Here is a 24,448-nt window from a genome sequence, read left to right as displayed (position 1 = left end):
GGCCCGGCCTTCCTACTCCCCCAGCGTGCGGGTCAGGTATTGGTTCGCGAAGACACGGTTGGGGTCGACGTCGTTGCGCAGGGCGACGAAGTCATCGAACCGTGGATAGAGTTCACGCAGCTCGTCGGCGCGCAGCGTGTGCAGCTTGCCCCAGTGCGGGCGACCACCCGCGGCCTGCAGCACCTCTTCAACGGCACCGAAGAACTCGAGGTGCGGCTCGCGCACGTACTGGTGCACCGAGATGTACATCGACTCGCGCTGGTACGCGGTCGACAGCGGCACCTCGTCGGCGCCGGCGCAGCGCACCTCGATCGGGAACGAAACGTTCCAGTCGTTCGCATCGATGAGCTGCTGAATCTCGCGTACGACCTCGGGGCCGTCCTCGAGCGGTACGGCGTACTCCATCTCGTTGAAGCGCACGCGCCGCTGGCTCACGAACACGCCGTGCGAGTCGTCGACGTAGTGGCGGCGGCCCATGAGCGACGCCGAGAACTGGTTGATCTTCGGCACGACGCCGGGCACGACCGAGCCGAGCGACGCGACGAGCTGATGCGCCCAGTTCTGTACAACCTCCTCGTCGACGAACTTCGCGAGCGCGGTCTGCGGGGCGAACGACTCGTCGGGCTCCTCGCCGGGCGCGAGGCGGCGGTTCGTCTTCACGAGCGCGGTGTCGGCGTGCGGAAACCAGAAGAACTCGACGTGGTCGTTCGAGCGGGCGCGTTCGATGAAGCTCTCGACGACCTCATCCATCGGCAGGGCGTCTTCGCTTGCGGCGACGCGGAACGCGGGCACGCACTGAATGCCCACCTCGAGCACGACGCCGAGCGCGCCGAGGCCGAGGCGCGCGAACTCGAACAGGTCGGGGTGCGTGCGCTCGTCGCAGTAGACGATCGAGCCGTCGGCGAGCACCATGCGCAGCGACTTCACCATTTCGGCCAGGCCAGAGAAGCCCAAGCCGGTGCCGTGCGTGCCGGTCGAGATCGCCCCGGCGATGGTTTGCGCGTCGATGTCACCTTGGTTCGCGAGCGCGAGGTTGTAGGGGCCGAGCAGTTTCGGCAACTCGTGCAGCTTGGTGCCGGCGCGGAAGGTCGCGACACTCGTGTCAGGGTTCACCGAGACGAGACCGCGATAGTCATCGAAGTGCAGGCGCAGGCCCTCGGTCGTCGCAATGTCGTTAAACGAGTGCCCCGAGCCGACCGACTTGATCTTCAGGCCCGAGCCCGACGCACCGATGACCAGCGCCTTCACGGCGGTCTCGCTCGTCGGTCCAGCGACGAGCGTCGAGGTCTCGGTGACGCCACCCGACCAGTTGCGCCAGGCGTTGGGCCGACGCTTCGGCTTCGCGGTCTCGTCAGCGCTCATAGGTACGCGAATCCCTCTCCTCGATACGTCTTCCAGAAGTGTTCGATTATTCCATCCTTTACCACGGCGAAATCCGTGATGCGTTCAGCGAGTTCGCCAGCTTTTACGTGCCGCAGCCATACACGATCTCCAATTTCGAGCCCGCGGGCCGCGTGGCCGGTGATGGGCGTCTGCACCTCGCCGGCGCCCTCCTCGTGGAGGTAGTGCAGGCCTCGCGGCCAGTCGATGACGGGCAGGCGGTCGGCCCCGGGCTTGCCGGATGCGCTCCAGCCGCCGCCGTGCAGGGTCACGATCTCGGCGGTCGGCTTGCGCACGACATCGAGGCCAAAAAACGCAGCCGCCTCGTGCTGGAACCCACGGAATCTGTCGAACGAGGCGGGCGAAAAGAAGCCGCTGCCAGCGGCGATCTCGGTCACCGAGGGGTCGGCCGAGGTCGACTCGAGCGAGCCCGTACCGCCGCCGTTCACGAACTCGAGCTCGCCGGCGACGTCACGCACGGCCTCGACCATCTCGCCGCGGCGCCGCGGCACATCCGCCAGCGACTGCTGCCGAATCACCCGGATCGCGGCGCCGCGTGGGGTGTGCGCCGCATCCGGGAGGCCCGCGACCTGCGACTCGTACGCCATCACGCCGACGAGCCGCACTCCCTTTCGTGCCTTCACCGTGCGGGCGAAGGCAGCTGCCTGCGCGGCCTCGCGGATGCTCGAGCGGAAGACGCCGTAGTGCAGGTGGCCGCGCAGCAGGGGCTTCGCCGGCCACCAGCTCACATCGCCCTCCATCGCGACGCGAAGCACGCCCGGCCCAGGCGCGACGGCGTCAAAGAAGTCGAGGTGCTCCACCGCGTCGATCATGAGCGTGATTCGCTCACGCAGCTGCGCGTCCGAGCGCAACTCGCGTAGCGCATCCCGGTTCGTCGTCGGATAGCCGAGCACAACATCCTCGTGCCCGTCGCGCGCGAGCATGATCGCCTCGGGCAGCGTGAAGGCAAGGATGCCGCGAAAGCCCGGATGCTCGAGCACACGCTCGAGCGCGGCACGGGTGCGCAGCGACTTCGACGCGACGCGGATGGGCATGCCGCCCGCGCGCTGCGCCATCGCCGAGATGTTGCGGTCGAACGCCTCGAGGTCGATGACCCCGCAGGGCGCGGGCAGCGACGCGGCCGCCCGCCGCACGGATGCGCGCACGGCTAGTTGCTCTCGGCGGCGATCCGCTCGTGATGGCGGATGACCTCCGCGATGATGAAGCCGAGGAACTTCTCGGCGAACTCGGGGTCGAGGTCGGCGTCGTGCGCGAGCTGACGCAGGCGGGCGACCTGCTGCTGCTCGCGGGCGGGGTCGCTCGCGGGCAGCTCGTTCGCGGCCTTGAGTTCGCCCACCTGCTGCGTGCAGCGGAAGCGTTCGGCGAGGATCCAGATGAGAGCCGAGTCGATGTTGTCGATCGACTTGCGGATGCGCCCGAGCTCTTCGAGGGCCTGTTGTTGCTGCGCTGCTGACACCATGCTCACGATGGTATCGGCATCGGGCAGCTACTCGGACGGCGCGTCGGCGAGCACCTGCGCCGACGACGACATGCCGAGGCGCGAGGCGCCAGCCTCGATCATCTTCAGCGCGTCCTCGTAGGTGCGCACGCCGCCCGACGCCTTCACGCCGAGGCGGTCGCCGACCGTCGCGCGCATGAGGCGTACGGCCTCGACCGAGGCGCCGCCGGCCTTGTGGAAGCCGGTCGACGTCTTCACGAAGTCGGCGCCCGCAGCCTCGGCCGCCTGGCACGCGGCGACGATCTCGGCGTCGCTGAGCGCGGCCGATTCGATGATCACCTTCAGCAGCGTCGGCGCCGGCACTGCGCGGCGTACGGCCTCGATGTCGGCCTTCACGAGCTCGGGGTTGCCCGCCTTGAGCTGCCCGATGTCGATGACCATGTCGATCTCGTCGGCGCCCTCGGTCACGGCCTTCGCGGCCTCGACGGCCTTGATGTTTGAGTGGTGCTTGCCCGAGGGGAAGCCGACGACGGTGCAGATCTTCGGGCCCGACGCATCCGCCACCTCGGTCGCAACGTCGGGGTCGAGCCCGGCCGACCACGCGCCGCCGACGGGCAGCATGTTCGGCGAGACGCAGATCGAGAAGGTGCCGAGTTCGGCGGCCTCGCGGTAGAGCGCGATGACGTCGTCGTTCGTCGCGTCAGTGGCGAGCAGCGTGTGGTCAATGTACTTGGCGAGTTCCGCACGGTTCATGTCGCTAGTCTCCCACGCGTGCATCGAGACCGGCCCGCACCTCGGGCCACTCCTGCTCAAGAATCGAAAACACGACGGTCGACCGCTTCGAGCCGTCGGCGCGCGGGCGATCCTCGCGGAGGATGCCGTCGAGGTGCGCGCCGAGCTTCGTCACTGCCGCCCGCGAGCGATCGTTGAGGTTGTCGACCTCGAATACGACCCGGTGCGCGCCGCCGTCGAACGCCGCCGAGAGCATCGCCCGCTTCGCCTCGGGGTTCACGGTCGTGCCCCACACGTCGGGGCTGTATGCGGTGTAGCCGATGACCACCGATTCGCGCCGGTAGTCGGCGTTGTAGAACGAGGTGGTGCCTACCGCGCGGCCGTCGAAGCGCACGAGGTAGGTGCGCGACTCGTCGCCACTCGGGCGGTAGCCGTCGAACCACTCGGCGAACGAGTCGTGGTTGCGAAAGGCCTCGACGCCGCCGCCGAAGCCGCCCGCGAAGACGTCCTCGCGCCACAGCGCGGGCGCGAGTTCCTCGAGCCCGGCCTGGGTGATCGGCTCGAGGCGCACGCGCGTGCCCTCGAGGACGGCGTCGCGCTCCGGCAACTGCATGGCTACTCGCCCTGCCAGACGACGTCGAACGGGGTGTTCGCCGAGATCGCACGCTGGATGCCCGCGGTCACGAAGTCCTTCGCCGCGTCGACCGCGTCGTGGAGCGACTTGCCCTGCGCGAGGCCCGCCGAGACGGCGGTCGCGAGCGAGTCACCGGCACCCGAGACGCCGGCGGTGCCGACCTTCGGGCGCGAGTACTCGACGAGCTCCGAGCCGTCCCAAAGCACGTCGACGGCGTTGTCGCCGGGGGTCGCGAGGCCGCCCTTCACGAGCACGGCCTTCGTGCCGAGCTCGGAAATCTTCTTGGCGGCATCGCCGAGGCCCGCGACGGTGTCGATCTCGTCGACGCCGGCCAGCGTGCAGGTCTCGAAGTAGTTCGGGGTGATCACGTCGACGATCGGGAGGATCTCGGCGCGCAGCGCGTTGTCGATGTCGAGGGCCGCGCCGGGCTCCTGGCCCTTGCAGATGAGCACGGGGTCGCAGACGATGTTCGGCAGCTTCGCCGCGGTGAGGATGTCGCGCGTGGTTTCGATGGTCGGCACGGTGCCGAGCATGCCGATCTTCACGGATGCGGGCTGCCAGTCGGCGAGGATCGCCTCGGCCTGGTCGCGCAGCACCTGCGGGTCGATCGGCACGAAGCGGTGGTTCCAGCCGTCCTTCGGGTCGAACGAGACAATGCAGGTGAGGGCCGCCGCGCCGTAGACGCCCAGCTGCTGCAGCGTGCGCAGGTCGGCCTGCACACCCGCGCCGCCAGTGGCTTCCGAACCGGCAATGACAAAGGTGACGGGTGGCGTGGTCATGGAACTTCCTCGACGTTGGGGTGGTGAACGACGTTCATTAGCCTACGCGCGTCACCACCCCACCGCATCCGTTCGTTACTTCGTGTCGAGGTGTTCGGGGATGCGCACCGCGACGGTCTGTGCCTCGAGCTTTGCCTTGCGGCGGTGCCGCAGGTGCTGCACGCCCGAGATGACGAGCGCCGCGGCGAGCACGAGGTAGAGGCCGATCGTGAACGGCGAGCTCCAGAGCACCGCGACGTCACCCTCCGACACCGCGAGCGCGCGGCGCAGTTCGGTCTCGGCGAGCGGGCCGAGCACGACGGCGATCATGACCGGCGCGAGCGGCACGCGGTAACGACGCATGATGAGGCCGAGCACGCCAATGACGAACAGGATCCAGAGGTCAGACATCGACGAGCCCACGGCGTAGACGCCGAGCACCGCGAGCACGGTGATGCCGGCGTAGAGGTAGTGGTTCGGCACGCTGAGCAGCTTCGCCCACACGCCGGCGAGCGACATGTTGATGAACAGCAGCACGAGCAGGCCGATGATCAGCGAGGCGAGCAGCGTCCACACGAGGTCGGCGTTGTTCGTCAGCAGCAGCGGGCCGGGCTGCAGGCCGAACTGCTGGAACGCGGCGAGGATGATCGCGGCGGTCGACGAGACCGGCAGACCGAGCGCGAGCAGGGTACCCATCGCGGTTCCGGTGGTCGCGTTCCCCGCGGCCTCCGGCGCGGCGAGGCCGCGGAGCGAACCGGTCGTGCCAAACTCCTTGTCGCCGCGACGCTTCGCGAGCGACTTCTCAGTGCCGTACGCGAGGAACGTCGGCACCTCGGAGCCACCGGCCGGCACGATGCCGAAGGGCAGACCGAACGCGGTGCCGCGCAGCCAGGCGGGCAGGGCGTAGCGGAAGTCCTTCCAGCCGAGCATCGCGCGGCGCTGCTGGATGGGCTTGACGACGGCCTCGGTGCCGACCTTCGATGCCTGGTCGAACACCTCGCCGAGTGCGAGCAGACCCACCGTGATGACGACGATCGAGAAGCCGTCGAGCAGCTCGGGCGTGCCGAAGGTGTAGCGCTCGGTGCCCGAGGGTCCGTCGATACCGATGAAGGTGAGCGCGAGGCCGATGCCGAGGGCGATGAGGCCCTTGACGACCGACTCCGACACGACCGACGAGACGGCGAGGAACGCGAACACCGCGAGCGCGAAGTACTCGGCGGGGCCGAACATCGTCGCGAGGCGCATGAGCACCGGCATCATGAACACCGTGAGCAGCGTTGCGAGCAGGCCGCCGATGAAGGCGCCGATCGCGGCGGTCGCGAGCGCCTGCCCGGCCCGGCCATTGAGCGCGAGCTTATGGCCCTCGAAGGTCGAGGCGATCGCCGATGATTGGCCCGGGGTGTTGAGCAGGATCGCGGCGGTCGAGTCGCCGAACATGCCGCCGAAGTAGATGCCGGCGAACATGATCAGCGCGGCCGTCGGGTCGAGCGAGAAGGTGATCGGCAGCAGCAGCGCCACGGCCATGGAGGAGCCGAGGCCCGGCAGCACGCCGACCGCGGTGCCCATGATGGCGCCGAGCAGCACCCAGAGCATGTTGATGGGGGTAATCGCCGCGGCGAACCCCTGCATGAGCAGGTCGAACTGTTCCATTAGAAGATCCCTCCGAGGAACCCGGCGGGCAGCGTGAGCCCGAGCAGGCCGCTAAAGACGAGCTGCACGATCGAGCTGATGAGCAGGCCGACGCCGAGGTTGAACCAGATGCGCTTCGCGCCGAAGCCGATCGTCACGGCGCCGAAGAGCAGCGCGGCGGTGATGACCCAGCCGAGCAGCGGCAGCAGCAGGATGAAGCCGAGCACCGCGCCGATCGTGACGCCGGTCGCGCGCCAGTTGATGTCGTGCGTCGGCGCGTCGTCGTCCTCGACGGCGGCCGCGGCGGGGGCCTCGTGCTCGAGCTCGTGTTCCTGCTCGAGCGCGATGACCTGGGTGTTCGCGTTGCCGACGTCGGTGAGCATCTCGCTCGAGACGTCGGGGCGCAGCGCGGTGTGCTCCTCGGTGCGCTTGCGAGGGATGATCGCGCGCACGAGCAGGTAGCCGCTCACGACGGTGAGCAGGATGCCCACGAGCACGGGGAAGAACTCGGGGCCGGGCACGGCCTGGCCGCGCACCTCCATGGTGGCGGCGCCGTAGACCAGCACGGCCGCGATGACGAGGCCGATCGCCGAGATGATCACGTCGCCCCACTTGATGGTGCGGGGCCGCGACTGGGTGCGGTCGCGGGTGGTGGTGGCGGTCATAGTCCGAGCTCCTCAACGATCGCGTTGACCTCTTGTTGTTGCTGGTCGATGAACTCCTCAAACTCGGGGCCGGTGAGGAACGTGTCGGTCCAGCTATTGCGCACGAGGGCCTCCTGCCACTCGGGCGAATCGCGCATCTCGGTGACGATGTCGACGAGCTCCTGCTGCTCCTCGTCGGTGATGCCCGGCGGGGCGACGAAGCCGCGCCAGTTCGTCATCTCGACGTTGTAGCCCGCCTCGACGAGGGTCGGGGCGTCGACGCCCTCGACCGGCTCAGGCGCCGAGATCGCGATGAGCCGCAGCTCGCCCGCCTCAACCTGCGCGGCGACCTCGTTGTAGCCCGAGGCACCCGCGGTGGTGGTGTGCGAGAGCATCGCGCTCAGCGCATCCCCACCGCCCGAGTAGGCGATGTAGTTGACGTCGGCGGGGTTGATGCCGACCTCGCCCGCGAGCATCGCGGTGACGAGGTGCTCGATCGAGCCGAGCGAACCGCCCGCGAACGAGAAGCCCGTCGGGTCGGCTTTCCACGCCTCGATGAAGTCGTCGAGGTCTTGAATCTCGCTGTCGGCGGGCACGACGATCGCCGCGTAGTCGTCGGCAACGCGCGCGATCGGGGTGACGTCGGCGAGGGTCTCGTCCGGCTTCGACACCGCGATGCCGCCGACCATGACGCCGCCGGTCACCATGAGGTAGTCGGCGTGGCCCTCCATCTGCACGCACTGCGAGAGCCCGATCGTGCCGCTCGCGCCGGGCACGTTGACGACCTGCGCGTTCGCGACGATGCTGTCGCCGCGCAGGGTCTGCTGTGCGGTGCGGGCGAAGCCGTCCCAGCCACCGCCGGGCGCGGCGGGGGCCATGATCGTTATCTTCGAGCGCACGGTTGAGTTGGATGCGGTGGAAATCGCGTTCGCGAACGCGAATCCGGCGACGAGCGCGACCACCACCCCAAAAATGAGATTGCGCATGACTTTTGCCATCTGAACTCCGTTGTCCTGCTTGCATCAGCGAGTCGGCGCGGGCGGCCAGACTCACGAACACGCTAGGCAGCCGCGCGGGCCGGGCCGACGTTTCGGCAAGTATCGGAACTTTTGGTCATTTCGGTCAGCACGCGAGATGATGGGTGCGCCACCCCGAGAAAGACTCTGCAATGACGCGTACTCGCTCGCCACGGCGCCTCAGCGGCGCGCTGTTTGCCGTGCAGATGGCGATCATCATCGCGGTCGTCGTCATCGTTGCGGTCGTCGGCGTCGTGCGCTCGGTCGCGGCAAATCAGGAGGCGACCGAGCAGCGCATCTACGGGCAGGCGCTCACGCTGAGCCACCTGCCGTCGGTGATCGACGCGATGCAGGGCCCGAACGCGCACGCCGAGATTCAGCCGATCGTCGACGCCGCAATGTCGTCGAGCGATTTCCGCTACATCACCGTCGTCGGCATGGACAACATCCGCGTCGCCCACGTCGACCCGTCGGAGGTCGGCGAGCCCGTCTCCTCCGACCACTCGGCGATCCGCCGCGGCGAGACGTTCGCCGGCGTCGAGGAGGGCACGCAGGGCATCACCTACCGCGTCAAGGTGCCGATTCGCACCGAGTCGGGCAAGGTCGTCGGCACGCTCTCGGTCGGCGAGCTCGTGAGCGAGATTCGCGACGACGCGCTCATGCAGGTCGTGCCGCTCGCCGCGGTGTCGCTGCTCGCGATCATCGCGGGCGCCGTGCTCGCGTGGTTCGTGTCGAAGTGGCTGCGCCGCATGCTGTACGGCGTCGAGCCCGATCAGCTCGCGCAGCTGCTGCAGGCGCACCGCGCGGTCATGGAAAGCACCGAGGAGGGCGTCATCGCGACCGACGCCGACGGCCGCGTGCAGCTCGTCAACCGCGAGGCGGCGCGGATGCTCGGGGTCGCGTCCGAGGGTGAGCTCGAGGGCGCGGGGCTCGACGCCCTGCCCGAGGAGCTCGCGCAGCTACTCGAGGCCGAGCATCCGCCCGAGGATCTGCAACTCGTGCACCTGCCGAGCGGCAGCGTCTACGTGCACGCGGCCGCGACCTGGGCCGACGGCCGGGCGATCGGGCGGATGCTCGCGATGCGCGACCGCTCGCAGCTCGACGACGCGATCGCCCGCCTCGAGCGCCAGCGCGAACAGGCACAGCTGCTGCGCATCGAGGCGCACGAGTTCGAGAACCGGATGCACGTGCTCTCGGGCCTGCTCGAGCTCGGCGAATACGAGCAGGCCCGCGCCTACCTCGAGGAGCAGCCGAACGAGCTCGACCCGAACGCCGCATCCGAACTCGACCTCACCGCGCTCGAGCCGGCGCTGCTCGCCGCGCTCGTCTCGGCCCACGCCGCCGCGGCGTCACGCGAGCATGTCACGCTCGAGCTCGACGACGCCTCGCACGTGCCGGCCGACGTCACCGTGACGACCGACGATCTGCTCGTCGTCGCGAACCTGCTCACGAACGCCGTCGAGGCCACCGGCTTCGGCGGCACGGTGCGGCTCACCCTGCTCGCCGAGCCCGGCACCGGCCTGCTCGAGATCGTGGTTGAAGACGACGGCCCGGGCTTCTCAGCGTCACCCGAGGTGCTCACGACCGGCGGCATCACCACGAAGCTCGACGACCCCGAGCGGCACGGCATCGGCCTGTTCTCGGTGCAGGAGGTCGTGCGCGAGCGCGGCGGCGAACTGCGCTTCGGCGCCTCCGAACTCGGCGGCGCCCAGGTCGAGGCCGACCTGCCGCTCGCCTCCCCCGACACCGCATCCGGCGAAGGAGCCCCGCAGTGACCGACATTCGCACCCTCATCGTCGACGACGACTTTGCGGTCGGTCGGCTCCACGGCACGTTTCTCGAGCAGCTGCCCGGCTTCACGCTCGTCGGCAGCGAGCTCACGGCGGCGGCCGCGCTCGGCCGGCTGCGCCAGGGCGACGTCGACCTGCTGCTGCTCGACCTCTACCTGCCCGACACGAGCGGGCTCGACCTGCTGCGGCGCATCCGGGCCGACGCGAGCCTGCGCGTCGACGTACTCATGGTGAGCGCGGCGCACGAGCCCGAGCTCGTCGAGCAGGCGGGCGAGCTCGGCGTCGTCGACTTTCTACTCAAGCCGTTCACGCGCGACGCGTTCACCGCGCGGCTGCAGACCTACGCCGCCTGGGCGCAGCAGCGGGCGCGGATGCGCGAGCGCGGCGAGATCACGCAGGCGCAGGTGGATGCGCTGCTCGCGACCGGAGCGCATCCCGCCCCGAGCGCGACGCCGAAGGGGCTCAGCGCCGCGAGTCGGGATCGCGTGATCGCCTCGCTGCGCCAGCAGCCCGCGCCCGTCACCGCGAACGAGCTCGCCGAGCACACCGGGCTGTCGCGGGTGAGCGCGCGGCGGTACCTGCAGCTGCTCGTGCACGAGGGGCTCGTCGAGATGCAGCCGCGCTACGGCGACACCGGCAGGCCTCAGCACGAGTACCGGTGGTCGGGCCGGCGCGACTGACCTCCACGCCGCGCGGCTTGCGTGTCGCATCGGTCTCAATGTATACATTTGTATACAGACAAACCGATGGAGGTCACCATGCCCGCAGCACCCCTCGACACCGACGTCATCATCGTTGGCGGCGGCAACGCCGGATTCACCGCCGCCCACGCCGCCGCCGAGCGCGGCCGCCGCGTCATCCTGCTCGAGGCGGGCGAGGCCGACATGGCCGGCGGCAACAGCTTCTACACCGCCGGCGCCACCCGCATCACCCACTCGGGCCTCGACGAGCTGCGCGAGTGGCTCGAGCCCGACGAGCGCTGGGCGACGACCGTCGTGCCGCCGTACACCGCCGACGAGTACCGCGCCGACCTCGAGAAGGTCACCGAGGGGCGCAACGATCCCGAGCTCACCGAGGTGCTCGTGAGCGAGGTCACCTCGACCCTGCGCTGGCTGCAGGGCAAGGGCCTCAAGTACCGCCTCATGTACGAGCGTCAGGCGTACGAGCGCCCCGATGGCTCGTACCTCTTCTGGGGTGGGCTGCATGTCGGCAACGTCGGCGGCGGCGAGGGCCTCATCGCCGACCACACCCGCGTCGCGCAGGAGTCGGGCATCGACATTCGCTACGGCCACCGCGCCACCGAGCTGCTGGTGGACGGCGACCGCGTCGTCGGCGTGCGCGCGACCACCGGCGAGGGCGAGGTCGAGCTGCGGGCCGAGTCGGTCATCCTCACCGCCGGCGGCTTCGAGGCGAACCCCGAGCTGCGCCGCGAGTACCTCGGCGAGGGTTGGGAGAACGCGAAGGTGCGCGGCACGCCCTACAACCAGGGCGATATGCTCCGCGCGGCGCTCGAGCTCGGGGCCGGCCGCGGCGGCGACTGGCACACCTGCCACTCGGTGCAGTGGGATGCCTTCCTGCCCGAGAACGAGTCGAACCGTGAGCTCACGAACCGCCTCACGCGCCAGAGCTACCCGCTCGGCATCATCGTGAACCGCGACGGCGAGCGGTTCCTCGACGAGGGCGCCGACTTCCGCAACTACACCTATGCGAAGTACGGCAAGGAGATCCTGCGCCAGCCCGGCTCGGTCGCGTGGCAGATCTTCGACGCGAAGCTGCGCCCGATGTTGCGGGTCGAGGAGTACGACATGCCCGGCATCTCGGTCGAGCAGGCCGACACTATCGAGGAACTCGCCGAGAAGATCGGCGTCGACCCCGCCGCGCTCGTCGAGACCGTGCGCTCGTTTAACGCGTCGATCGACCGCGACAAGCCGTTCGACCCGACGGTGAAGGATGCGCGCCGCGCCGACACGACGCCGCCGAAGTCGAACTGGGCCGCCGAGCTCGAGACCGGCCCGTTCTACGCCTTCGGCGTGACCTGCGGCATCACCTTCACGTTCGGCGGGCTGAAGTCGGACACCGAGGGGCGCGTGCTCAGCGAGAGCGGCGACGAGATTGCCGGCCTCTACGTCGCCGGCGAGATGCTCGGCGGCCTGTTCAGCAACAATTACCCTGGTGGTTCGGGCCTCGCGGCGGGCGTCGTGTTTGGCCGCCGCGCCGGCGCGATCGCCTAACGCCCTCTCACAAAGCGAGCACATGAGCACGACCGACCCCGACAGCCTGATGGTGGCCCTGCGCGACGAGATCCTCACGGGCGCGCTCGAGCCGGGCACCCCGCTGCGGGAGGTCGCGCTGGCCGAGCGGTTCGGGGTCTCGCGCACGCCGGTGCGCGAGGCCTTGACCCGGCTCGCGGGCCTCGGTCTGCTCGAGCGGCAGGGGCGCACGCTCTGCGTCGCGACGCCTGACCCCGAGCGCATCCTCGGCACCTATAACGTGCGCATCGTGCTCGAGGGCGAGGCCGCCGCCGAGGCCGCCACGAACCGCCAGTTTGGTGACCTGGTGAAGCTCGAGGGGCTCGTGCGGCGCGACAGAGCGCTCGAGTCGCCGAGCGACGCCGAGCGGCTTACGACGAACCTCGAGTTTCACGCCGCGATCTGGGATGCGGCGCACAATCCGGTGCTCGTTGACCTGCTCAACCGGCTCGCGCTGCACCTCACGCACGCGCCGCACTCGACGCTCTCGGTCGGCGACCGCTGGGAGCGCTCGCTCGACGAACACGAGGCCCTCGTCGCGGCGATCGACGCTCGCGATGAAGGCCTCGCGCGGCAGCTCGCGAGCGACCACATGCGGGCCGCGCGCGAGCTGCGCATCCGATTGTTGCGGGGGTTGGGCGGTTAGCTCTAGCTAGTCGCCGAGCAGGTTGTGCAGCTCGATGATGTGGTCGCGGGCCGGGCCCGTGCCGATCGCCGAGATGCGGGCGCCCGAGAGTTCCTCGACCGCCTTGACGTAGTCCTGCGCGTTCTTCGGCAGGTCGGCGAAGTTCTTGATGCCCGAGATGTCCTCGTGCCAGCCGGGGAACTCCTCGTAGATCGGCTTGGCGTGGTGCACGTCGGACTGCGACATCGGCATCTCGTCGTAGCGTGTGCCGTCGACGTCGTAGGCGACGCAGACGGGAATCGTGTCGAAGGTCGACAGCACGTCGAGCTTCGTCATGACGATGTCGGTGAAGCCGTTGATGCGCGACGAGTAGCGAGCGACGACCGAGTCGAACCAGCCGGTGCGGCGCGGGCGACCCGTGGTGGTGCCGAACTCGCCGCCGCGCTGGCGCAGCTTCTCGCCGACCTCGTCGTCGAGCTCGGTCGGGAACGGGCCCGAGCCGACACGGGTGATGTACGCCTTCTGGATGCCGACGATGCGATTGATCGCGCGCGGAGAGACACCCGAACCCGTTGCGACGCCGCCGGCCGTGGCCGACGAGGAGGTCACGTACGGATAGGTGCCGTGGTCGATGTCGAGCATCGTGGCCTGGCCGGCCTCGAACACGACGATCTCGTTACGGTCGAGTGCCTCGTGCAGTTCGAGCGCGGTGTCGCCCACCATGGGGCGCAGCCGGTCGGCGTACTGCAGCAGGTTGTCGGTGATCTCGTCGACGCTGAACGCGCGGCGGTTGAACGCCTTCACGAGCAGCTCGTTCTTCTGCACGAGCGCACCCTCGACCTTCTGGCGCAGGATGTTCTCGTCGAAGAGGTCTTGAATGCGGATGCCCACGCGGGTCATCTTGTCGGCGTAGGTCGGACCGATGCCGCGGCCGGTCGTGCCGATGCGGCGCTTGCCGAGGAATCGCTCGGTCACTTGGTCGAGCGCGCGGTTGTACTCGGGGATCACGTGGGCGTTGCCCGAAACGCGCAGCTTCGAGGTGTCGACGCCACGCTCGTCGAGGTGCTCGATCTCCTCGAATAGCACGCCGAGGTCGACGACGACGCCGTTGCCGATCACCGGCGTGACGCCCGGCGTGAGGATGCCCGAGGGCAGCAGGTGCAGGGCGTACTTCTCGTCACCGATGACGACCGTGTGCCCGGCGTTGTTGCCGCCGTTGAACTTGACGACATAGTCAATGCGGCCGCCGAGAAGGTCGGTCGCCTTGCCCTTTCCTTCGTCGCCCCACTGACTACCAATGATTGCTACGCCTGGCATGAGCTCCCTACCCTTTGCTAGCTAACACTTAACTCTACGTCGAGCTAGCCTCGCTCCGCCTCAATCGCGCCGATCGCCGTCGAATCGGCGTCGTTGAGCAGATCGGTGAGACGGTCGACTTCGCTCGTCTCGCCGATGGCCCGGGCCGACTCGCGCAGCAGGTAGAAGCAGCGCAGCACGCCGCGGTTCGGCTCGTGCGACCACGGCACGGGGCCCTGGCCGCGCCAGCCGGCCTTGCGCAGCGCATCCAGCCCGCGGTGGTAGCCGACGCGCGCGAACGCGTAGGCCTGGATGGTCTGGCCGGCTTCGAGCGCGAGGCTCGCAAGCTCCGACCAGGCGAGCGACGAGGCGGGATGCTTTTCAACAATCGCCTCGGTCGCCGCCTCGTTGTCGGGGAGGTTGCCGAGGTCGTCGATGACCTCGGGCTCCTCGGGCAGCAGGGTTTCGGGAATGCCAAGCAGGTTGTCCATGCGGCCCATTATCCCGGGGTTGTATTGGTGCTTCGAGAGAGTGACCCCGGTGGCAGAATCACGAGCGAGACATCCCTCAACTCGATCTCGGAGGCAGCACCGTGATTCCCGCTGACGCACAACTCATTGCCATCGACATGCAGCGGGTCTTCCGAGACCCCGACAGTGTGTGGTGCTGCGCCGGCTTCGACGCCGCCCTGCGCAACATCGAACGGCTCGCGGCCGCCGTCTCGACGCCGCCCATCTTCACCCGCTTCGTGCGCGACCCTGCCGAGGTTGGCACCTGGCGCGAATACTACGACCGCTGGCCCACCACTCGACTCCCGCCCGACGACCCAGCGTGGGAGCTCGAGATCGGCTCGCTCACCGCATCCGACACCCTCGACGCCCCAACGTTCTCGAAGTGGGGCAACGAACTCGCCCGCCTGCCGATCACGACGCCGCTCATTTTTACTGGCGTCGCCACCGACTGCTGCGTACTCGGCACCGCGCTCGGCGCCATCGATGCGGGCCGCAAGGTCATCGTTGTCACCGACGCGTGCGCCGGCGGCACCGACGACGCGCACATCAAAGCGCTCGAACTCCTCGGCCTCCTCGACCCGCTCATCACGCTCGTCACCACCGACGAACTGCTCGCGCAGTAACAAACCGTCGACCCCTTCCGGGGCGCGTGTACAGTGAACGAACGAGTACACGTGCTCCGGGGTCGGTGAAAATCCGAGCCGGCGGTAAAGTCCGCGACCCGCATCTCACGATGCGGCTGATTCGGTGCAATTCCGAAACCGACGGTTAAAGTCCGGATGGGAGGCGCGCGGTACCTGACGTTCACGAACGTCGAGCAGTGCGTATCCCCGGGGCCAGATCTGGAGGACCCGATGGAGCGCACGAGCCGCGCCTGGCCGCGCTTTGTCGCGCCGGCGGCCCTCGCCGTCGTGCTCCTCACGGTTTGGGAGCTCGCGGTGCGCAGCGGCGTCATCAGCGAGGAGTTCCTGCCCACGCCCAGCGCGCTCGCGGTGCGCTTTTTCACCGAGATCGTCGACGGCCCGCTGCTGCAGTACACCGGCGTCACCCTCGTCGAAGCGCTGCTCGGCACGCTCATCGCGGTGCTCGTGGCGGTGCCCCTCGGCTACCTCATCGCCCGCGTCGTGTGGGTCGACCTTGCGCTCACGCCCTACGTCACGGCGTCACAGGCGATCCCCGCCGTCGCGGTCGCGCCCCTGCTCGCGCTCTGGATCGGCTACGGCCTCACCCCGATCGCCATGCTCTGCGCGGTCGTCGCGTTCTTCCCGATGCTCGTCACGACCATCCTCGGCGTGCGCGCCCTGCCGAGCGACGTCATCGAAGCGGCGCGCCTCGACGGCGCGAACTGGTGGCAGACCCTGCTCTGGGTCGAGGCACCGCTCGCGATGCCGAGCGTGCTCGCGGGCCTGCGCGCCGGCACCGCCCTCTCGATCACCGGCGCCGTCGTCGGCGAGTTCACGATGGGCGGCCGCGGCCTCGGCATGCTGCTCACCCTTTTCCGCGACGCGAACGACACCGAAGGCCTGTTCGCGACCCTGATCATGCTCGTGATCCTCGCCGTCGGCCTGTTCACGATTTTGCGCGTGCTGGATGCGGTGCTCACCGCCCGCTCGTGCGCCCGCTCTGCCGACACCCTCAACTCGCTCGATTCGCTCGACACTGACGAGATTCACCTCGTCCCACCGGCCGAGCCCTCCCCCAAAGGATCCGCGCATGTCTAGGTTCACCCGACTCGTCCGCGCCGCCGCCGTCGCGGCCGCCGCGGCGCTCGCACTCGCCGGCTGCCAGGGCGTCGCATCCTCGCCCGACTCGAGCGGCGCATCCGGCGACACCCTCACCATCGGTCTCACCTACACCCCGAACGTGCAGTTCGCGCCGTTCTACGTCGCCGAGGACCTCGGCTACTTCGACGAGGCCGGCGTCAACGTCGAACTACGCCACCACGGTGAGAGCGAGGAGCTGTTCGGCGCGCTCAAGGCCGGCACCGAGCAGCTCGTCTACGCCGGCGGCGACGAGATCACGCAGGCTGCCGCGGGCGGCGTCGACCTGCAGTCGGTCGCAACGCTCTTCAACACCTACCCCGCGGTGCTCATCGTGCCAGAGGACTCCGAGATCACGACGCCCGAGGACCTCAAGGGCCACACCGTCGGCCTGCCCGGCCTCTACGGCCAGACCTACTTCGCGCTGCTTGCGATGCTCGACGAGGCGGGCCTGAGCCAGGACGACGTGGACATCCAAGCCATCGGCTACACGCAGCAGGCCGCGCTCACGGGCGGCCGCGTCGACGCGGTCATGGGCTTCTCGAACAACGACGCCGTGCAGTTCGAGGCGGAGGGCTTCCCGATTCGCACGATCGACGCGGTCGACCCCGCGCATCCAACCCTCGTCGGCCCGGCCGTGGCCGCCGATGCCGCGACAATCGCCGACCGCGGCGACGACGTGAGCCGGGTGCTCGAGGCCGTACAGAAGGCGATCGAGTACATCGCCGAGAACCCGGAGGAGGCCGTCGAGATCACCGCGAAGTACGTGCCGACCCTCACGAGCGACGAGCAGAAGGCCGCCGCGCTCGCGACGCTCAACGCGACGATCCCGCTCATGGAACCGCTCGGCGATGCGTCGCTGCTCACAAACGACCCTGACACCTGGGCCGCGATGGCCGAGTTCATGTTCTCGTCGGGCCTCATCGACACCGAGGTTGCGCCCGAGTCGCTCTACACGAACGCCCTGCTGCCGAGCGCATAGCGGCACAATAGAGCGAGATGAATGAGCAGTCACCAACGCACGAGCTGAGCACGTGGGGCGTCGGCCCCTGGCAGGGCGAGTGGCCCGACGACCCCCGTTACGACCCCGAGTTGCTGGAGCACGGCGACACTCGCAACGTCATCGACCGGTTTCGGTACTGGAAGATGCAGGCGATCGTCGACGACCTCGACACGACGCGGCACCCGTTCCACGTCGCCATCGAGAACTGGCAGCACGACATGAACATCGGCTCGATCGTGCGCAGCGCGAACGCGTTTGGCGCGAACACGGTGCACATCGTCGGCCGTAAGCGGTGGAACCGCCGCGGCGCCATGGTCACCGACCGCTACCAGCACGTCGTGCACCACGAGACGATCGAGGCGTTCGCGGCCTGGGCGCGCGAGGCCGGCATGCCGATTCTCGCCATCGACAATGTGCCCGGCTGCGTGCCGATCGAGACGACCGCGCTGCCCGAGCGCTGCGTGTTCCTCTTCGGGCAGGAGGGGCCGGGGCTCACGCAGGAGGCGGTGGATGCGTCGGAGCAGGTGATTGAGATCACCCAGTTTGGTTCGACTCGCTCGATCAACGCGTCGGCGGCCGCGGCCGTGACGATGCACGACTGGGTACTGCAGCACGTCTACGGTCGCCGGCCGTAGTTTCGGGGGTTGACGGGGTCGTCTATTCGGCTCCCGGGTCGCCTGTGGGATTGTCGTCGTCCACAGCCGCACGCCGACCATGCCTGCCCGGCCGTCTGCCGGGCTTCACTGGCAGTGTGCTCGACCTCACTCCCCTCTTTGCCGCCAACTTCGGCGTGCTCTCCAACGCGCAGCTGCGGGCCGTGCCGCTCGACAAGGTCGAGGTTCGTCAACTGACCCGCTCGGGGCAACTGACGCAGCTGCGCCGCGGGTGGTGGTCAGGAACTGACCCGCATGCCGACGTAGTGAGCGCCGTCAAGGCGGGCGGTGTGCTCACCGGCCCATCGGCGCTGAAACTTCACGGCGCCTGGACGCCCGAGGGCCTCGGCGTCAACGTGCGCGCGGCGCGCGACGACCGCATCAAAGTCACAACCGACCTCACCACGCACCGACTGCGCGGCGAGGCGGCTCGCCCATGCGATACCGCCTGCGACTCGGCACTCGTCGCGCTGTTCGTCACCATGCTCGACTTCCCCGCCGACACTGCGACTGTGCTCGCCGACTCGCTGGTGCAGCAGGGCATCTTGAGCGAAGCCCAGATCGAGCGCGCTGCCTTGCTCACCGGCCCTCGCGGTCAGGAGGTGCTCGCGCGATTCGATGCGAGCGCGGAGTCCGGCACCGAGACGCTGGTGCGACTCTGGCTGCGCTCGCATCACATTCGCTATCGCACGCAGGTCGAGATTGGCGAGGTCGGTCGCGTGGACTTCCTCGTCGGCAAGTCGCTCATCATCGAGGTCGACAGCAAATCGCACCACACGTCTGAGGAGGCGTATCAGAACGACCGCACCCGCGATCTCGCGCTCACCAGCCTCGGCTACCGCGTGATTCGCGTGACCTACGAGGACGTCGTCTCGCGGCTCGACGAGGTCGGACAGAGCATTCTGAGCCTCGTGCGTGATGGCGTGCACCGGCGCGGGCCCAGTTCGGGCGAGGGCACCGAGGCTGCGTGACCCAGCTGTCCCATATACGCGACAGAAGGGATATATACCCCTCCGGCCCGTATATGGGACAGCTGGGTCAACGCGGGCTAGTAAGTCGGCGTTGCGGAGGGCGTTGCGGCCGCCTCGTCGGTCACCGAGAAGCAGACGTAGTTGCGCTCGCCCGCGGCCCAGTCTTCTTCGAGCGGCCAGCGGACCTGCAGTTCGGTGATGTCGATCGGGTAGTCGTCGAGGCCCTCGCACGCGAGCACGGCCCAGTCCGCGAGCGCGTCGTCGCCGGGCCAGTCGGTGCCAGCGTCGACGTAGTCGGTCACGTCGACCGTGCCGATCACTTCGGCGGCGTGCGGCTGCGAGCACGACACCTCGTCAAACTCGAGTTGCCAGGCATCGTCGAACTCGGCGACGCACGTGCCCGCCGAGGCCTCGAAGATGCTCGGGGTCTCGGTGGGGGTCGGCGTCGGCGAGGCCTCGGGCACGCCGAGCGGTCGCCAGAGCCAGCCGACGGCCGCTCCCACGAGCAGCACCACCACGGCGGCGGCGATCGCGATGCCGCGCCGGCCTGCGGTCACGGTTACGACTCGGCGAGGCCGAGGTCGTCAAGCCCGATCGCGTAGCGGTACGGGTAACCCGCCTCTTCGATGCGCTCGCCCGCGCCGGTCGCACGGTCGACGATGGTGCAGACGCCGACGACGGTCGCGCCGGCCTTCTCGAGCGCGGCGGCGGCGGCGAGCGGCGAGCCGCCGGTCGTCGAGGTGTCCTCAAGCACGACGACGCGCTTGCCGTCGACGTCGGGCCCCTCGACCTGCTTGCCGCGGCCGTGGTCCTTCGGCTCCTTGCGCACGACGAACGCGTTGATCGGCGCGCCCTGCGCGACCGACTGGTGCAGCACCGCGTTCGCGAGCGGGTCGGCGCCCATTGTCAGGCCGCCCACCGCATCCGGCTCAAACTCGGCGACGAGGTCGATCAGCACCTGGCCGATCAGCGGCGCAGCGCGGTGGTCGAGCGAAAGCTTGCGCAGATCGATGTAATAGCTCGCCTTCTTGCCGCTCGTGAGGGTGAAGTCCCCGTGGAAAACGGCCTCGTCGGAGATGAGCTGAATGAGCTGAGTACGCGCGTCGGTCACGTGACCAAGCGTACCGGCCAAGGCCGATACGGTAGAGCCATGCGCATCGCCACGTGGAACGTCAACTCCATCCGCACCCGCAAGGGCCGCGTCGTCGACTACCTACAGCACGCCGACATCGACGTGCTCGCGATGCAAGAGATTAAGTGCAAGCCCGAGCAGTTCCCCTACGAGGAGTTCGAGCAGGCGGGCTACGAGGTCATCGCCTACGGCAAGAACCAGTGGAACGGCGTCGCCTTCGCCTCGCGCCTGCCGATCGAGGAGGTCGTGCACGACTTCGCCGACATGCCGGGCTTTGGCAAGCCGCTCGACGACGGCTCGCTGCCCATCGAGGCCCGCGCGCTCGGCGTCACGATCGAGGGTGTGCGCCTCTGGTCGCTCTACGTGCCGAACGGCCGCGAGATCGACAACCCGCACTACCCCTACAAGCTCGAGTGGCTCGCGGCGCTGCGCCGCTCGGTGGCAGTGCGCCGCGACTCGCACCCGGGCGAGCCGCTCGCGATCATGGGCGACTTCAACATCGCGCCCGAAGATCACGACGTGTGGAGCATGGAGTTCTTCGAGGGCCGCACCCACGTCACGAAGCCCGAGCGCGACGCATTTCAGGCGTTCCTCGACGACGGGCTCATCGACGCGCTGCGCAGCCGTGGCGTCGAGGGCTACACCTACTGGGACTACCAGCAGCTTCGGTTCCCCCGTAACGAGGGCATGCGCATTGACTTCATCCTCGGTACGCCCGAGTTCGACGAGCTCGTCGTCGACGCCTGGATTGCGCGCGACGAGCGCAAGGGCGACGGCCCGAGCGACCACGTGCCCGTCGTGGTTGAGCTCGACATCGACACCGCACTCGACGACGACGCCCCCATGATTTTCTAGCGCGCTTGGCCGATCTGCGCTCATCCGTCGCGGTGATGCGCCGACGGCCCGCGCCCGCTTGGATAGTTCCATGACCATGCCACTGTTGCCGCCGATCGGGAATCCCCCGGGGTTCGAGGAGCCGCGCGAGGCTCCCCGCGCCGTGCCCGCCGCACCGGCCACACCCGCACCTGCCCCCGCTGCTTCGCCTGCGCCCGCTGCGGCCGCGCGCGGCCCGCTGCCGTCACCGGATGGCCGCCACCACGTCGTGCCACAGGCACGCGTCGTGCCCTGGTCGGCCGATGCTCCGGCCGACACGAACGGAGAGCTGCCCGCGCCGCATCCGGTCACCACGAACTCGTCGACGACATCGGCAGGGCCCGTCGCGACCGATGCGCGGCCCGCCGCGAGCGCATCCGCCGCCGCATCCCCAACTCAGCCTGCGCAGGCGAGCAAGCCGGCGCCCACCAGCAAGCGCCGCGGTGTCGGCCTGCCCGCCCTCATCGGCATCGGCGTCGTCGGGCTCGTACTCGGCGCGGGCGCGGTGTACGGCATCCAGGCCCTGAACCAGCCGTCGGCGCTCGCAGGCATCCCCGCAAAGTGCTCGCTCGGCGAGGGCAACTACGAGCTCAGCGACAGCGAGCTCGTGGTGCACGCGCCGGCCGCGGTGTCGGACGCCGGCCGGTTTGCCGGCGACGGCGCCTGCGTGCTCTACGAACTCGGCGCCGAACCCGAGGGGCAGACCTACGTCGACTACCTCGCGACGCTCGAGGAGCCCGCCACGATCGGCGGCTTTACGGTGCACCTCGACCCCGAATCCGGCGAGCTGAAGGTGGCGCAGTCATGACCGAATCGACCACGACGCGCCGCTTCGGCGTGCTCGGCATGACCATCGCCGCGGTTGCCGGCATCGCGGTGGGCGCGGGTGTCAGCGTTGGCATCGGCGCATTCACCGGCCCGAACACCGACTCCGAGCGCCTCGCGAGCGCGGTGCGCGGCTGCACCGCCGAACCGGGCAGCGAGGCCGACGTCGCGAACTTCACCACCGTCACCGACGCGAACCACCTCGAGTACGTCGCCGATGGCGAGGTCGAGGGTGGCGAGGGCAACGCCCACTACGCGAACATGTCGTGCCTGCTCTCGAGCGTCGGCGTCGGCGCGCTCGAGTTCCCGGCGATCCTGCAGGGCCCGTACGACCTCAGCTTCGAGACTGAGCTCGCGACAGCCACCGTCACGGGCGACGACTTCGACAGCGCGACCCTGACGATCGACCTGCACTAGCAGTCGCGCGCGAGCGCCGCATCCGCAATGTCATAGGCGAGGTGCACGCGCTCGTCGTTGTCCTGGTTGATCTCGGAGGCGGTCCAGAACACCGTCACCTGCCGCAGCCCGTCCGGACTCGACAGCGTGAGCGCGCGGTAGCCGAGGCCCGAACCCAGGTGGCCGTAGACCATCCCGGGCTCGCCGATCTGCACGCCGATGGTGCCGAGGTCGTCCTCGATCACACTGCCCGAGCCGTCGTCGGGCGCGTCTGGCCAGCTGGCGGGGACGCTCGGGCTCGGGGCGGCCGCGACCCCTTCCGTCGAGGTCGGGGTCGCCGTGGCGTTCGGCGCGATCGTCGGGTCGACCTGCTCGGAGTTGATCATCGTCGCGTCGCTGGCCGGGCACTTGTCTTCGCGCGCCTGGATGCCGAGGCCATAGCCCTCGTCGTTGAGCCGCAGCATGTAGCCGACGAGCTGCGGGGGCAGCACCTGCCCGGTGAGGAGCGCGCGCATGAACGTGTTCACGTCGGCGGGGGTCGACACGACGGCGCCGGCGCCGTTCCAGAGCGACGCATCCTGCTTCGTCACGTCGATCGAAAGGCCCGACTCGACGACGTAGCCGTGCAGTGAGTTCGACGGCATCGAAGCGTCGTCGGGGATGCTCGTGTTGGTGAGGCCGAGCGGTGTCGTGATGCGGGCGGCGAGCTCCTCGTCGAGCGGGTTGCCGGTGAGTTCCTCGAGCAGCATCGTGAGCACGACGTAGTTCGAATTCGAGTACTCCCAGCTGGTGCCCGGGTCGAAGCGCCACTGCTGGGTGAGGGCGAGGTCGACGAGTTCCTGCTGCGTGCGACCGTTGTCGAGCACGTTGAGGATCTGCGTTGGGTCGCCGAGCGCGAGTGCCTCGACGTAGTCGGGCATGCCCGAGGTGTGCTGCAGCAGCTGCTCGACGGTGACCTCGCGCCCGCCGACGACGCCCGGCAACACGTCCTCAACATCGGTGTCGAGCGTGAGCTCCCCCTCGTCGACGAGCTGGAGGATCATCGTCGCGACCATGGGCTTCGTCACGCTCGCGACGCGCGAGGTGTTGCTCGCGCTCGCCGGCAACTCGCTGTTGCTCGACTGCACGCCGACCGCGCTCGTCCAGACCTCGTCGCCATCGCGCACCTCGATGGTCACGGCGGGAGCGCCAGCGTCGGTGAGCTGGTTCATAAGGGCGGTGAGGTCGTCGGTTTCGAAGCTCGCCGACTCGGTGGGGCGCAGCGGCACGGCCGTCGGACCGGGCAGCGCCGTGCCGACGCAGGCGGTGAGCGCAAAGACCGCAGCGATGCCGGCCGCGACGGCGGCCCGCCAGGCAAGGTTCGTTCTGCGCATCCCATAAATCGTGCCACGCGCAGGTGAGGTGCGCGTGAACGCCATGCGGCGGAATGTTGCTTCGACGCGAGGCGTTGCGTGACTACGCTTGCACTCGTTCGATTCGAAAGGACTCGCATGTCGACCCCTCGCAATGAGACCACCCGACCGATTCACGGCCTCCTCGCCGACCGTTGGAGCCCCCGCGGTTTTGATTCGAGCTTCGAGCTCGACCGCGAGCAGATGCGCACGCTGTTCGAGGCCGCGCGCTGGTCGCCGTCGGCGTTCAACAACCAGCCGTGGGCGTTCATTTCGGGTCGCCGCGGCACCGACACGTTCCAGCACATCCTCGACGGGCTGCTGCCCTTCAACCAGGCGTGGGCCGAGCGCGTTTCGGCACTCGTGCTGACGCTCGCGCAGGTCGAGCGCGAGGGTGAGCCCGTCCCGACCGCGTACTACGACCTCGGGCAGGCCGTCGCCCACCTCACGTTCCAGGCCGAGGCGCTCGACATCGACGTGCACCAGATGACCGGCTTCGACGTCGCGCAGTTCGAGTTCGAGATTCCCGAGGGCTACGAGATCGTCACCGCGGTCGCGCTCGGCCGCTTCGTCGACTCGGAGGAGATCCCCGAGAAGATCCGCGAGCGCGACGCCGCTCCCCGCGCACGCAAGCCGGTCGAAGAAATCGTCCTAGTCCGCGACTAAAAGCAGTTGAGTGGTCGGTTTTTGTAGTTCTGGCGGTGCCAGAACTACAAAAAC

At 68.9% G+C, this 24,448-nt stretch carries 27 protein-coding genes and 1 riboswitch; of the genes, 13 read left to right on the top strand and 14 right to left on the bottom strand.

The genetic code is table 11. The annotated features are described in order from the left end of the window. Nucleotides 1-12: 12 nt before the first annotated feature. The 9 genes from QM019_RS04825 to QM019_RS04785 all read right to left on the bottom strand — a co-directional run bounded on the left by QM019_RS04825 (nucleotide 13) and on the right by QM019_RS04785 (nucleotide 8,222). Nucleotides 13-1,362 (bottom strand): D-arabinono-1,4-lactone oxidase, encoded by a 1,350-nt coding sequence (locus tag QM019_RS04825; protein ID WP_282852076.1) that lies wholly within the window; start codon nucleotides 1,360-1,362, stop codon nucleotides 13-15. After that, nucleotides 1,359-2,546 (bottom strand): alanine racemase, encoded by a 1,188-nt coding sequence (locus QM019_RS04820; RefSeq protein WP_282852075.1) that lies wholly within the window; start codon nucleotides 2,544-2,546, stop codon nucleotides 1,359-1,361. Before QM019_RS04820 ends, QM019_RS04825 begins: the two co-directional genes overlap by 4 nt. Before the next feature lie 2 nt (nucleotides 2,547-2,548). Next, nucleotides 2,549-2,860 carry a chorismate mutase gene (locus tag QM019_RS04815; RefSeq protein WP_282852074.1) on the bottom strand — a complete coding sequence of 104 codons (312 nt, stop codon included), beginning with the start codon at nucleotides 2,858-2,860 and terminating at the stop codon, nucleotides 2,549-2,551. 27 nt (nucleotides 2,861-2,887) lie between these two features. Further along, nucleotides 2,888-3,592 (bottom strand): deoxyribose-phosphate aldolase, encoded by a 705-nt coding sequence (gene deoC, locus QM019_RS04810; RefSeq protein WP_193128050.1) that lies wholly within the window; start codon nucleotides 3,590-3,592, stop codon nucleotides 2,888-2,890. Between the two features lie 4 nt (nucleotides 3,593-3,596). Further along, on the bottom strand, nucleotides 3,597-4,184 hold the full coding sequence (locus QM019_RS04805) for a GNAT family N-acetyltransferase (RefSeq protein WP_282852073.1): 588 nt from the start codon (nucleotides 4,182-4,184) through the stop codon (nucleotides 3,597-3,599). A gap of 2 nt (nucleotides 4,185-4,186) precedes the next feature. Then, nucleotides 4,187-4,984, bottom strand: coding sequence for a hydroxymethylpyrimidine/phosphomethylpyrimidine kinase (locus QM019_RS04800; protein WP_282852072.1), 798 nt, complete (start codon nucleotides 4,982-4,984; stop codon nucleotides 4,187-4,189). Between the two features lie 75 nt (nucleotides 4,985-5,059). After that, nucleotides 5,060-6,613, bottom strand: a complete 1,554-nt coding sequence (locus tag QM019_RS04795; RefSeq protein WP_282852071.1) for a tripartite tricarboxylate transporter permease — start codon at nucleotides 6,611-6,613, stop codon at nucleotides 5,060-5,062. After that, nucleotides 6,613-7,257 (bottom strand): tripartite tricarboxylate transporter TctB family protein, encoded by a 645-nt coding sequence (locus QM019_RS04790; RefSeq protein WP_282852069.1) that lies wholly within the window; start codon nucleotides 7,255-7,257, stop codon nucleotides 6,613-6,615. Before QM019_RS04790 ends, QM019_RS04795 begins: the two co-directional genes overlap by 1 nt. Further along, complete coding sequence (locus QM019_RS04785; RefSeq protein WP_282852068.1) at nucleotides 7,254-8,222, bottom strand: Bug family tripartite tricarboxylate transporter substrate binding protein; 969 nt, start codon at nucleotides 8,220-8,222, stop codon at nucleotides 7,254-7,256. Before QM019_RS04785 ends, QM019_RS04790 begins: the two co-directional genes overlap by 4 nt. Nucleotides 8,223-8,404: 182 nt before the next feature. Between QM019_RS04785 and QM019_RS04780 the strand changes: the two genes are divergently transcribed. The 4 genes from QM019_RS04780 (at nucleotide 8,405) to QM019_RS04765 (ending at nucleotide 12,937) form a co-directional block, all read left to right on the top strand. Next, complete coding sequence (locus QM019_RS04780; RefSeq protein ID WP_282852067.1) at nucleotides 8,405-10,027, top strand: ATP-binding protein; 1,623 nt, start codon at nucleotides 8,405-8,407, stop codon at nucleotides 10,025-10,027. Next, entirely contained in the window at nucleotides 10,024-10,722 is a 699-nt protein-coding gene (locus tag QM019_RS04775) for a response regulator (protein ID WP_282852066.1), read from the top strand. The genes QM019_RS04780 and QM019_RS04775 overlap by 4 nt, the downstream gene beginning before the upstream one ends. A 78-nt stretch (nucleotides 10,723-10,800) precedes the next feature. Next, nucleotides 10,801-12,273, top strand: a complete 1,473-nt coding sequence (gene tcuA, locus QM019_RS04770; protein WP_282852064.1) for an FAD-dependent tricarballylate dehydrogenase TcuA — start codon at nucleotides 10,801-10,803, stop codon at nucleotides 12,271-12,273. 22 nt (nucleotides 12,274-12,295) lie between these two features. Beyond that, nucleotides 12,296-12,937: a GntR family transcriptional regulator gene (locus QM019_RS04765; RefSeq protein ID WP_282852063.1), complete on the top strand. Its 642-nt coding sequence runs from the start codon at nucleotides 12,296-12,298 to the stop codon at nucleotides 12,935-12,937. 6 nt (nucleotides 12,938-12,943) lie between these two features. On the opposite strand, the gene QM019_RS04760 is transcribed toward QM019_RS04765, so the two are convergent. Both QM019_RS04760 and QM019_RS04755 read right to left on the bottom strand, forming a co-directional pair. After that, nucleotides 12,944-14,233, bottom strand: coding sequence for an adenylosuccinate synthase (locus QM019_RS04760; RefSeq protein WP_193128053.1), 1,290 nt, complete (start codon nucleotides 14,231-14,233; stop codon nucleotides 12,944-12,946). Between the two features lie 44 nt (nucleotides 14,234-14,277). After that, the gene (locus QM019_RS04755; RefSeq protein ID WP_282827078.1) at nucleotides 14,278-14,703 is read right to left on the bottom strand and encodes a DUF3151 domain-containing protein; all 426 of its coding nucleotides are present in this window, start codon (nucleotides 14,701-14,703) and stop codon (nucleotides 14,278-14,280) included. A gap of 101 nt (nucleotides 14,704-14,804) precedes the next feature. On the opposite strand from QM019_RS04755, the gene QM019_RS04750 reads away from it, so the two are divergent. From QM019_RS04750 to QM019_RS04730, 5 genes are all read left to right on the top strand, one after another. Beyond that, nucleotides 14,805-15,347 (top strand): cysteine hydrolase family protein, encoded by a 543-nt coding sequence (locus QM019_RS04750; protein ID WP_282852062.1) that lies wholly within the window; start codon nucleotides 14,805-14,807, stop codon nucleotides 15,345-15,347. Between the two features lie 48 nt (nucleotides 15,348-15,395). Then, nucleotides 15,396-15,519: riboswitch (FMN riboswitch) on the top strand. Nucleotides 15,520-15,578: 59 nt separating this feature from the next. Further along, complete coding sequence (locus QM019_RS04745) at nucleotides 15,579-16,445, top strand: ABC transporter permease (protein ID WP_282852061.1); 867 nt, start codon at nucleotides 15,579-15,581, stop codon at nucleotides 16,443-16,445. Further along, the gene (locus QM019_RS04740; protein ID WP_282852058.1) at nucleotides 16,438-17,466 is read left to right on the top strand and encodes an ABC transporter substrate-binding protein; all 1,029 of its coding nucleotides are present in this window, start codon (nucleotides 16,438-16,440) and stop codon (nucleotides 17,464-17,466) included. The genes QM019_RS04745 and QM019_RS04740 overlap by 8 nt, the downstream gene beginning before the upstream one ends. Before the next feature lie 17 nt (nucleotides 17,467-17,483). Next, nucleotides 17,484-18,122 (top strand): TrmH family RNA methyltransferase, encoded by a 639-nt coding sequence (locus QM019_RS04735; protein ID WP_193128054.1) that lies wholly within the window; start codon nucleotides 17,484-17,486, stop codon nucleotides 18,120-18,122. 116 nt (nucleotides 18,123-18,238) lie between these two features. Next, nucleotides 18,239-19,111, top strand: coding sequence for a DUF559 domain-containing protein (locus tag QM019_RS04730; protein WP_282827087.1), 873 nt, complete (start codon nucleotides 18,239-18,241; stop codon nucleotides 19,109-19,111). 77 nt (nucleotides 19,112-19,188) lie between these two features. Here the strand turns inward: QM019_RS04730 and QM019_RS04725 are convergent, their stop codons facing one another. Next, the gene (locus QM019_RS04725) at nucleotides 19,189-19,668 is read right to left on the bottom strand and encodes a septum formation family protein (RefSeq protein ID WP_282827089.1); all 480 of its coding nucleotides are present in this window, start codon (nucleotides 19,666-19,668) and stop codon (nucleotides 19,189-19,191) included. A gap of 2 nt (nucleotides 19,669-19,670) precedes the next feature. After that, the gene (gene pyrE / locus QM019_RS04720) at nucleotides 19,671-20,222 is read right to left on the bottom strand and encodes an orotate phosphoribosyltransferase (protein ID WP_125107516.1); all 552 of its coding nucleotides are present in this window, start codon (nucleotides 20,220-20,222) and stop codon (nucleotides 19,671-19,673) included. Nucleotides 20,223-20,261: 39 nt separating this feature from the next. On the opposite strand from pyrE, the gene QM019_RS04715 reads away from it, so the two are divergent. The 3 genes from QM019_RS04715 to QM019_RS04705 all read left to right on the top strand — a co-directional run bounded on the left by QM019_RS04715 (nucleotide 20,262) and on the right by QM019_RS04705 (nucleotide 22,358). After that, the gene (locus QM019_RS04715; protein ID WP_125107515.1) at nucleotides 20,262-21,098 is read left to right on the top strand and encodes an exodeoxyribonuclease III; all 837 of its coding nucleotides are present in this window, start codon (nucleotides 20,262-20,264) and stop codon (nucleotides 21,096-21,098) included. 70 nt (nucleotides 21,099-21,168) lie between these two features. Further along, entirely contained in the window at nucleotides 21,169-21,924 is a 756-nt protein-coding gene (locus tag QM019_RS04710) for a hypothetical protein (protein ID WP_282852057.1), read from the top strand. Further along, complete coding sequence (locus QM019_RS04705; RefSeq protein ID WP_125107513.1) at nucleotides 21,921-22,358, top strand: hypothetical protein; 438 nt, start codon at nucleotides 21,921-21,923, stop codon at nucleotides 22,356-22,358. Before QM019_RS04710 ends, QM019_RS04705 begins: the two co-directional genes overlap by 4 nt. Here the strand turns inward: QM019_RS04705 and QM019_RS04700 are convergent. After that, complete coding sequence (locus QM019_RS04700; protein ID WP_282852056.1) at nucleotides 22,355-23,710, bottom strand: serine hydrolase domain-containing protein; 1,356 nt, start codon at nucleotides 23,708-23,710, stop codon at nucleotides 22,355-22,357. The two genes, QM019_RS04705 and QM019_RS04700, sit on opposite strands and share 4 nt — an antisense overlap. A 117-nt stretch (nucleotides 23,711-23,827) precedes the next feature. On the opposite strand from QM019_RS04700, the gene QM019_RS04695 reads away from it, so the two are divergent. Next, on the top strand, nucleotides 23,828-24,394 hold the full coding sequence (locus QM019_RS04695) for a nitroreductase family protein (protein ID WP_282852055.1): 567 nt from the start codon (nucleotides 23,828-23,830) through the stop codon (nucleotides 24,392-24,394). The last annotated feature ends 54 nt before the right edge of the window (nucleotides 24,395-24,448 follow it).

The sequence above is a fragment of the Gulosibacter sediminis genome (assembly GCF_030011715.1).
Lineage (GTDB): Bacteria > Actinomycetota > Actinomycetes > Actinomycetales > Microbacteriaceae > Gulosibacter > Gulosibacter sediminis.
This window is presented reverse-complemented; position numbering and strand designations above follow the sequence as displayed.

Bases quoted from the DNA above. Each gene is read 5' to 3' on its own strand.
- QM019_RS04795 (WP_282852071.1), bottom strand. From the start codon at position 6,613: ATGGAACAGTTCGACCTGCTCATGCAGGGGTTCGCCGCGGCGATTACC.
- QM019_RS04740 (WP_282852058.1), top strand. From the start codon at position 16,438: ATGTCTAGGTTCACCCGACTCGTCCGCGCCGCCGCCGTCGCGGCCGCC.
- tcuA (WP_282852064.1), top strand. From the start codon at position 10,801: ATGCCCGCAGCACCCCTCGACACCGACGTCATCATCGTTGGCGGCGGC.
- QM019_RS04765 (WP_282852063.1), top strand. From the start codon at position 12,296: ATGAGCACGACCGACCCCGACAGCCTGATGGTGGCCCTGCGCGACGAG.
- QM019_RS04745 (WP_282852061.1), top strand. From the start codon at position 15,579: ATGGAGCGCACGAGCCGCGCCTGGCCGCGCTTTGTCGCGCCGGCGGCC.
- QM019_RS04800 (WP_282852072.1), bottom strand. From the start codon at position 4,984: ATGACCACGCCACCCGTCACCTTTGTCATTGCCGGTTCGGAAGCCACT.
- QM019_RS04825 (WP_282852076.1), bottom strand. From the start codon at position 1,362: ATGAGCGCTGACGAGACCGCGAAGCCGAAGCGTCGGCCCAACGCCTGG.
- QM019_RS04700 (WP_282852056.1), bottom strand. From the start codon at position 23,710: ATGCGCAGAACGAACCTTGCCTGGCGGGCCGCCGTCGCGGCCGGCATC.
- QM019_RS04815 (WP_282852074.1), bottom strand. From the start codon at position 2,860: ATGGTGTCAGCAGCGCAGCAACAACAGGCCCTCGAAGAGCTCGGGCGC.
- QM019_RS04755 (WP_282827078.1), bottom strand. From the start codon at position 14,703: ATGGACAACCTGCTTGGCATTCCCGAAACCCTGCTGCCCGAGGAGCCC.
- deoC (WP_193128050.1), bottom strand. From the start codon at position 3,592: ATGAACCGTGCGGAACTCGCCAAGTACATTGACCACACGCTGCTCGCC.
- QM019_RS04785 (WP_282852068.1), bottom strand. From the start codon at position 8,222: ATGCGCAATCTCATTTTTGGGGTGGTGGTCGCGCTCGTCGCCGGATTC.
- QM019_RS04710 (WP_282852057.1), top strand. From the start codon at position 21,169: ATGACCATGCCACTGTTGCCGCCGATCGGGAATCCCCCGGGGTTCGAG.
- QM019_RS04735 (WP_193128054.1), top strand. From the start codon at position 17,484: ATGAATGAGCAGTCACCAACGCACGAGCTGAGCACGTGGGGCGTCGGC.
- QM019_RS04695 (WP_282852055.1), top strand. From the start codon at position 23,828: ATGTCGACCCCTCGCAATGAGACCACCCGACCGATTCACGGCCTCCTC.
- QM019_RS04805 (WP_282852073.1), bottom strand. From the start codon at position 4,184: ATGCAGTTGCCGGAGCGCGACGCCGTCCTCGAGGGCACGCGCGTGCGC.
- QM019_RS04760 (WP_193128053.1), bottom strand. From the start codon at position 14,233: ATGCCAGGCGTAGCAATCATTGGTAGTCAGTGGGGCGACGAAGGAAAG.
- QM019_RS04790 (WP_282852069.1), bottom strand. From the start codon at position 7,257: ATGACCGCCACCACCACCCGCGACCGCACCCAGTCGCGGCCCCGCACC.
- QM019_RS04780 (WP_282852067.1), top strand. From the start codon at position 8,405: ATGACGCGTACTCGCTCGCCACGGCGCCTCAGCGGCGCGCTGTTTGCC.
- QM019_RS04715 (WP_125107515.1), top strand. From the start codon at position 20,262: ATGCGCATCGCCACGTGGAACGTCAACTCCATCCGCACCCGCAAGGGC.
- QM019_RS04705 (WP_125107513.1), top strand. From the start codon at position 21,921: ATGACCGAATCGACCACGACGCGCCGCTTCGGCGTGCTCGGCATGACC.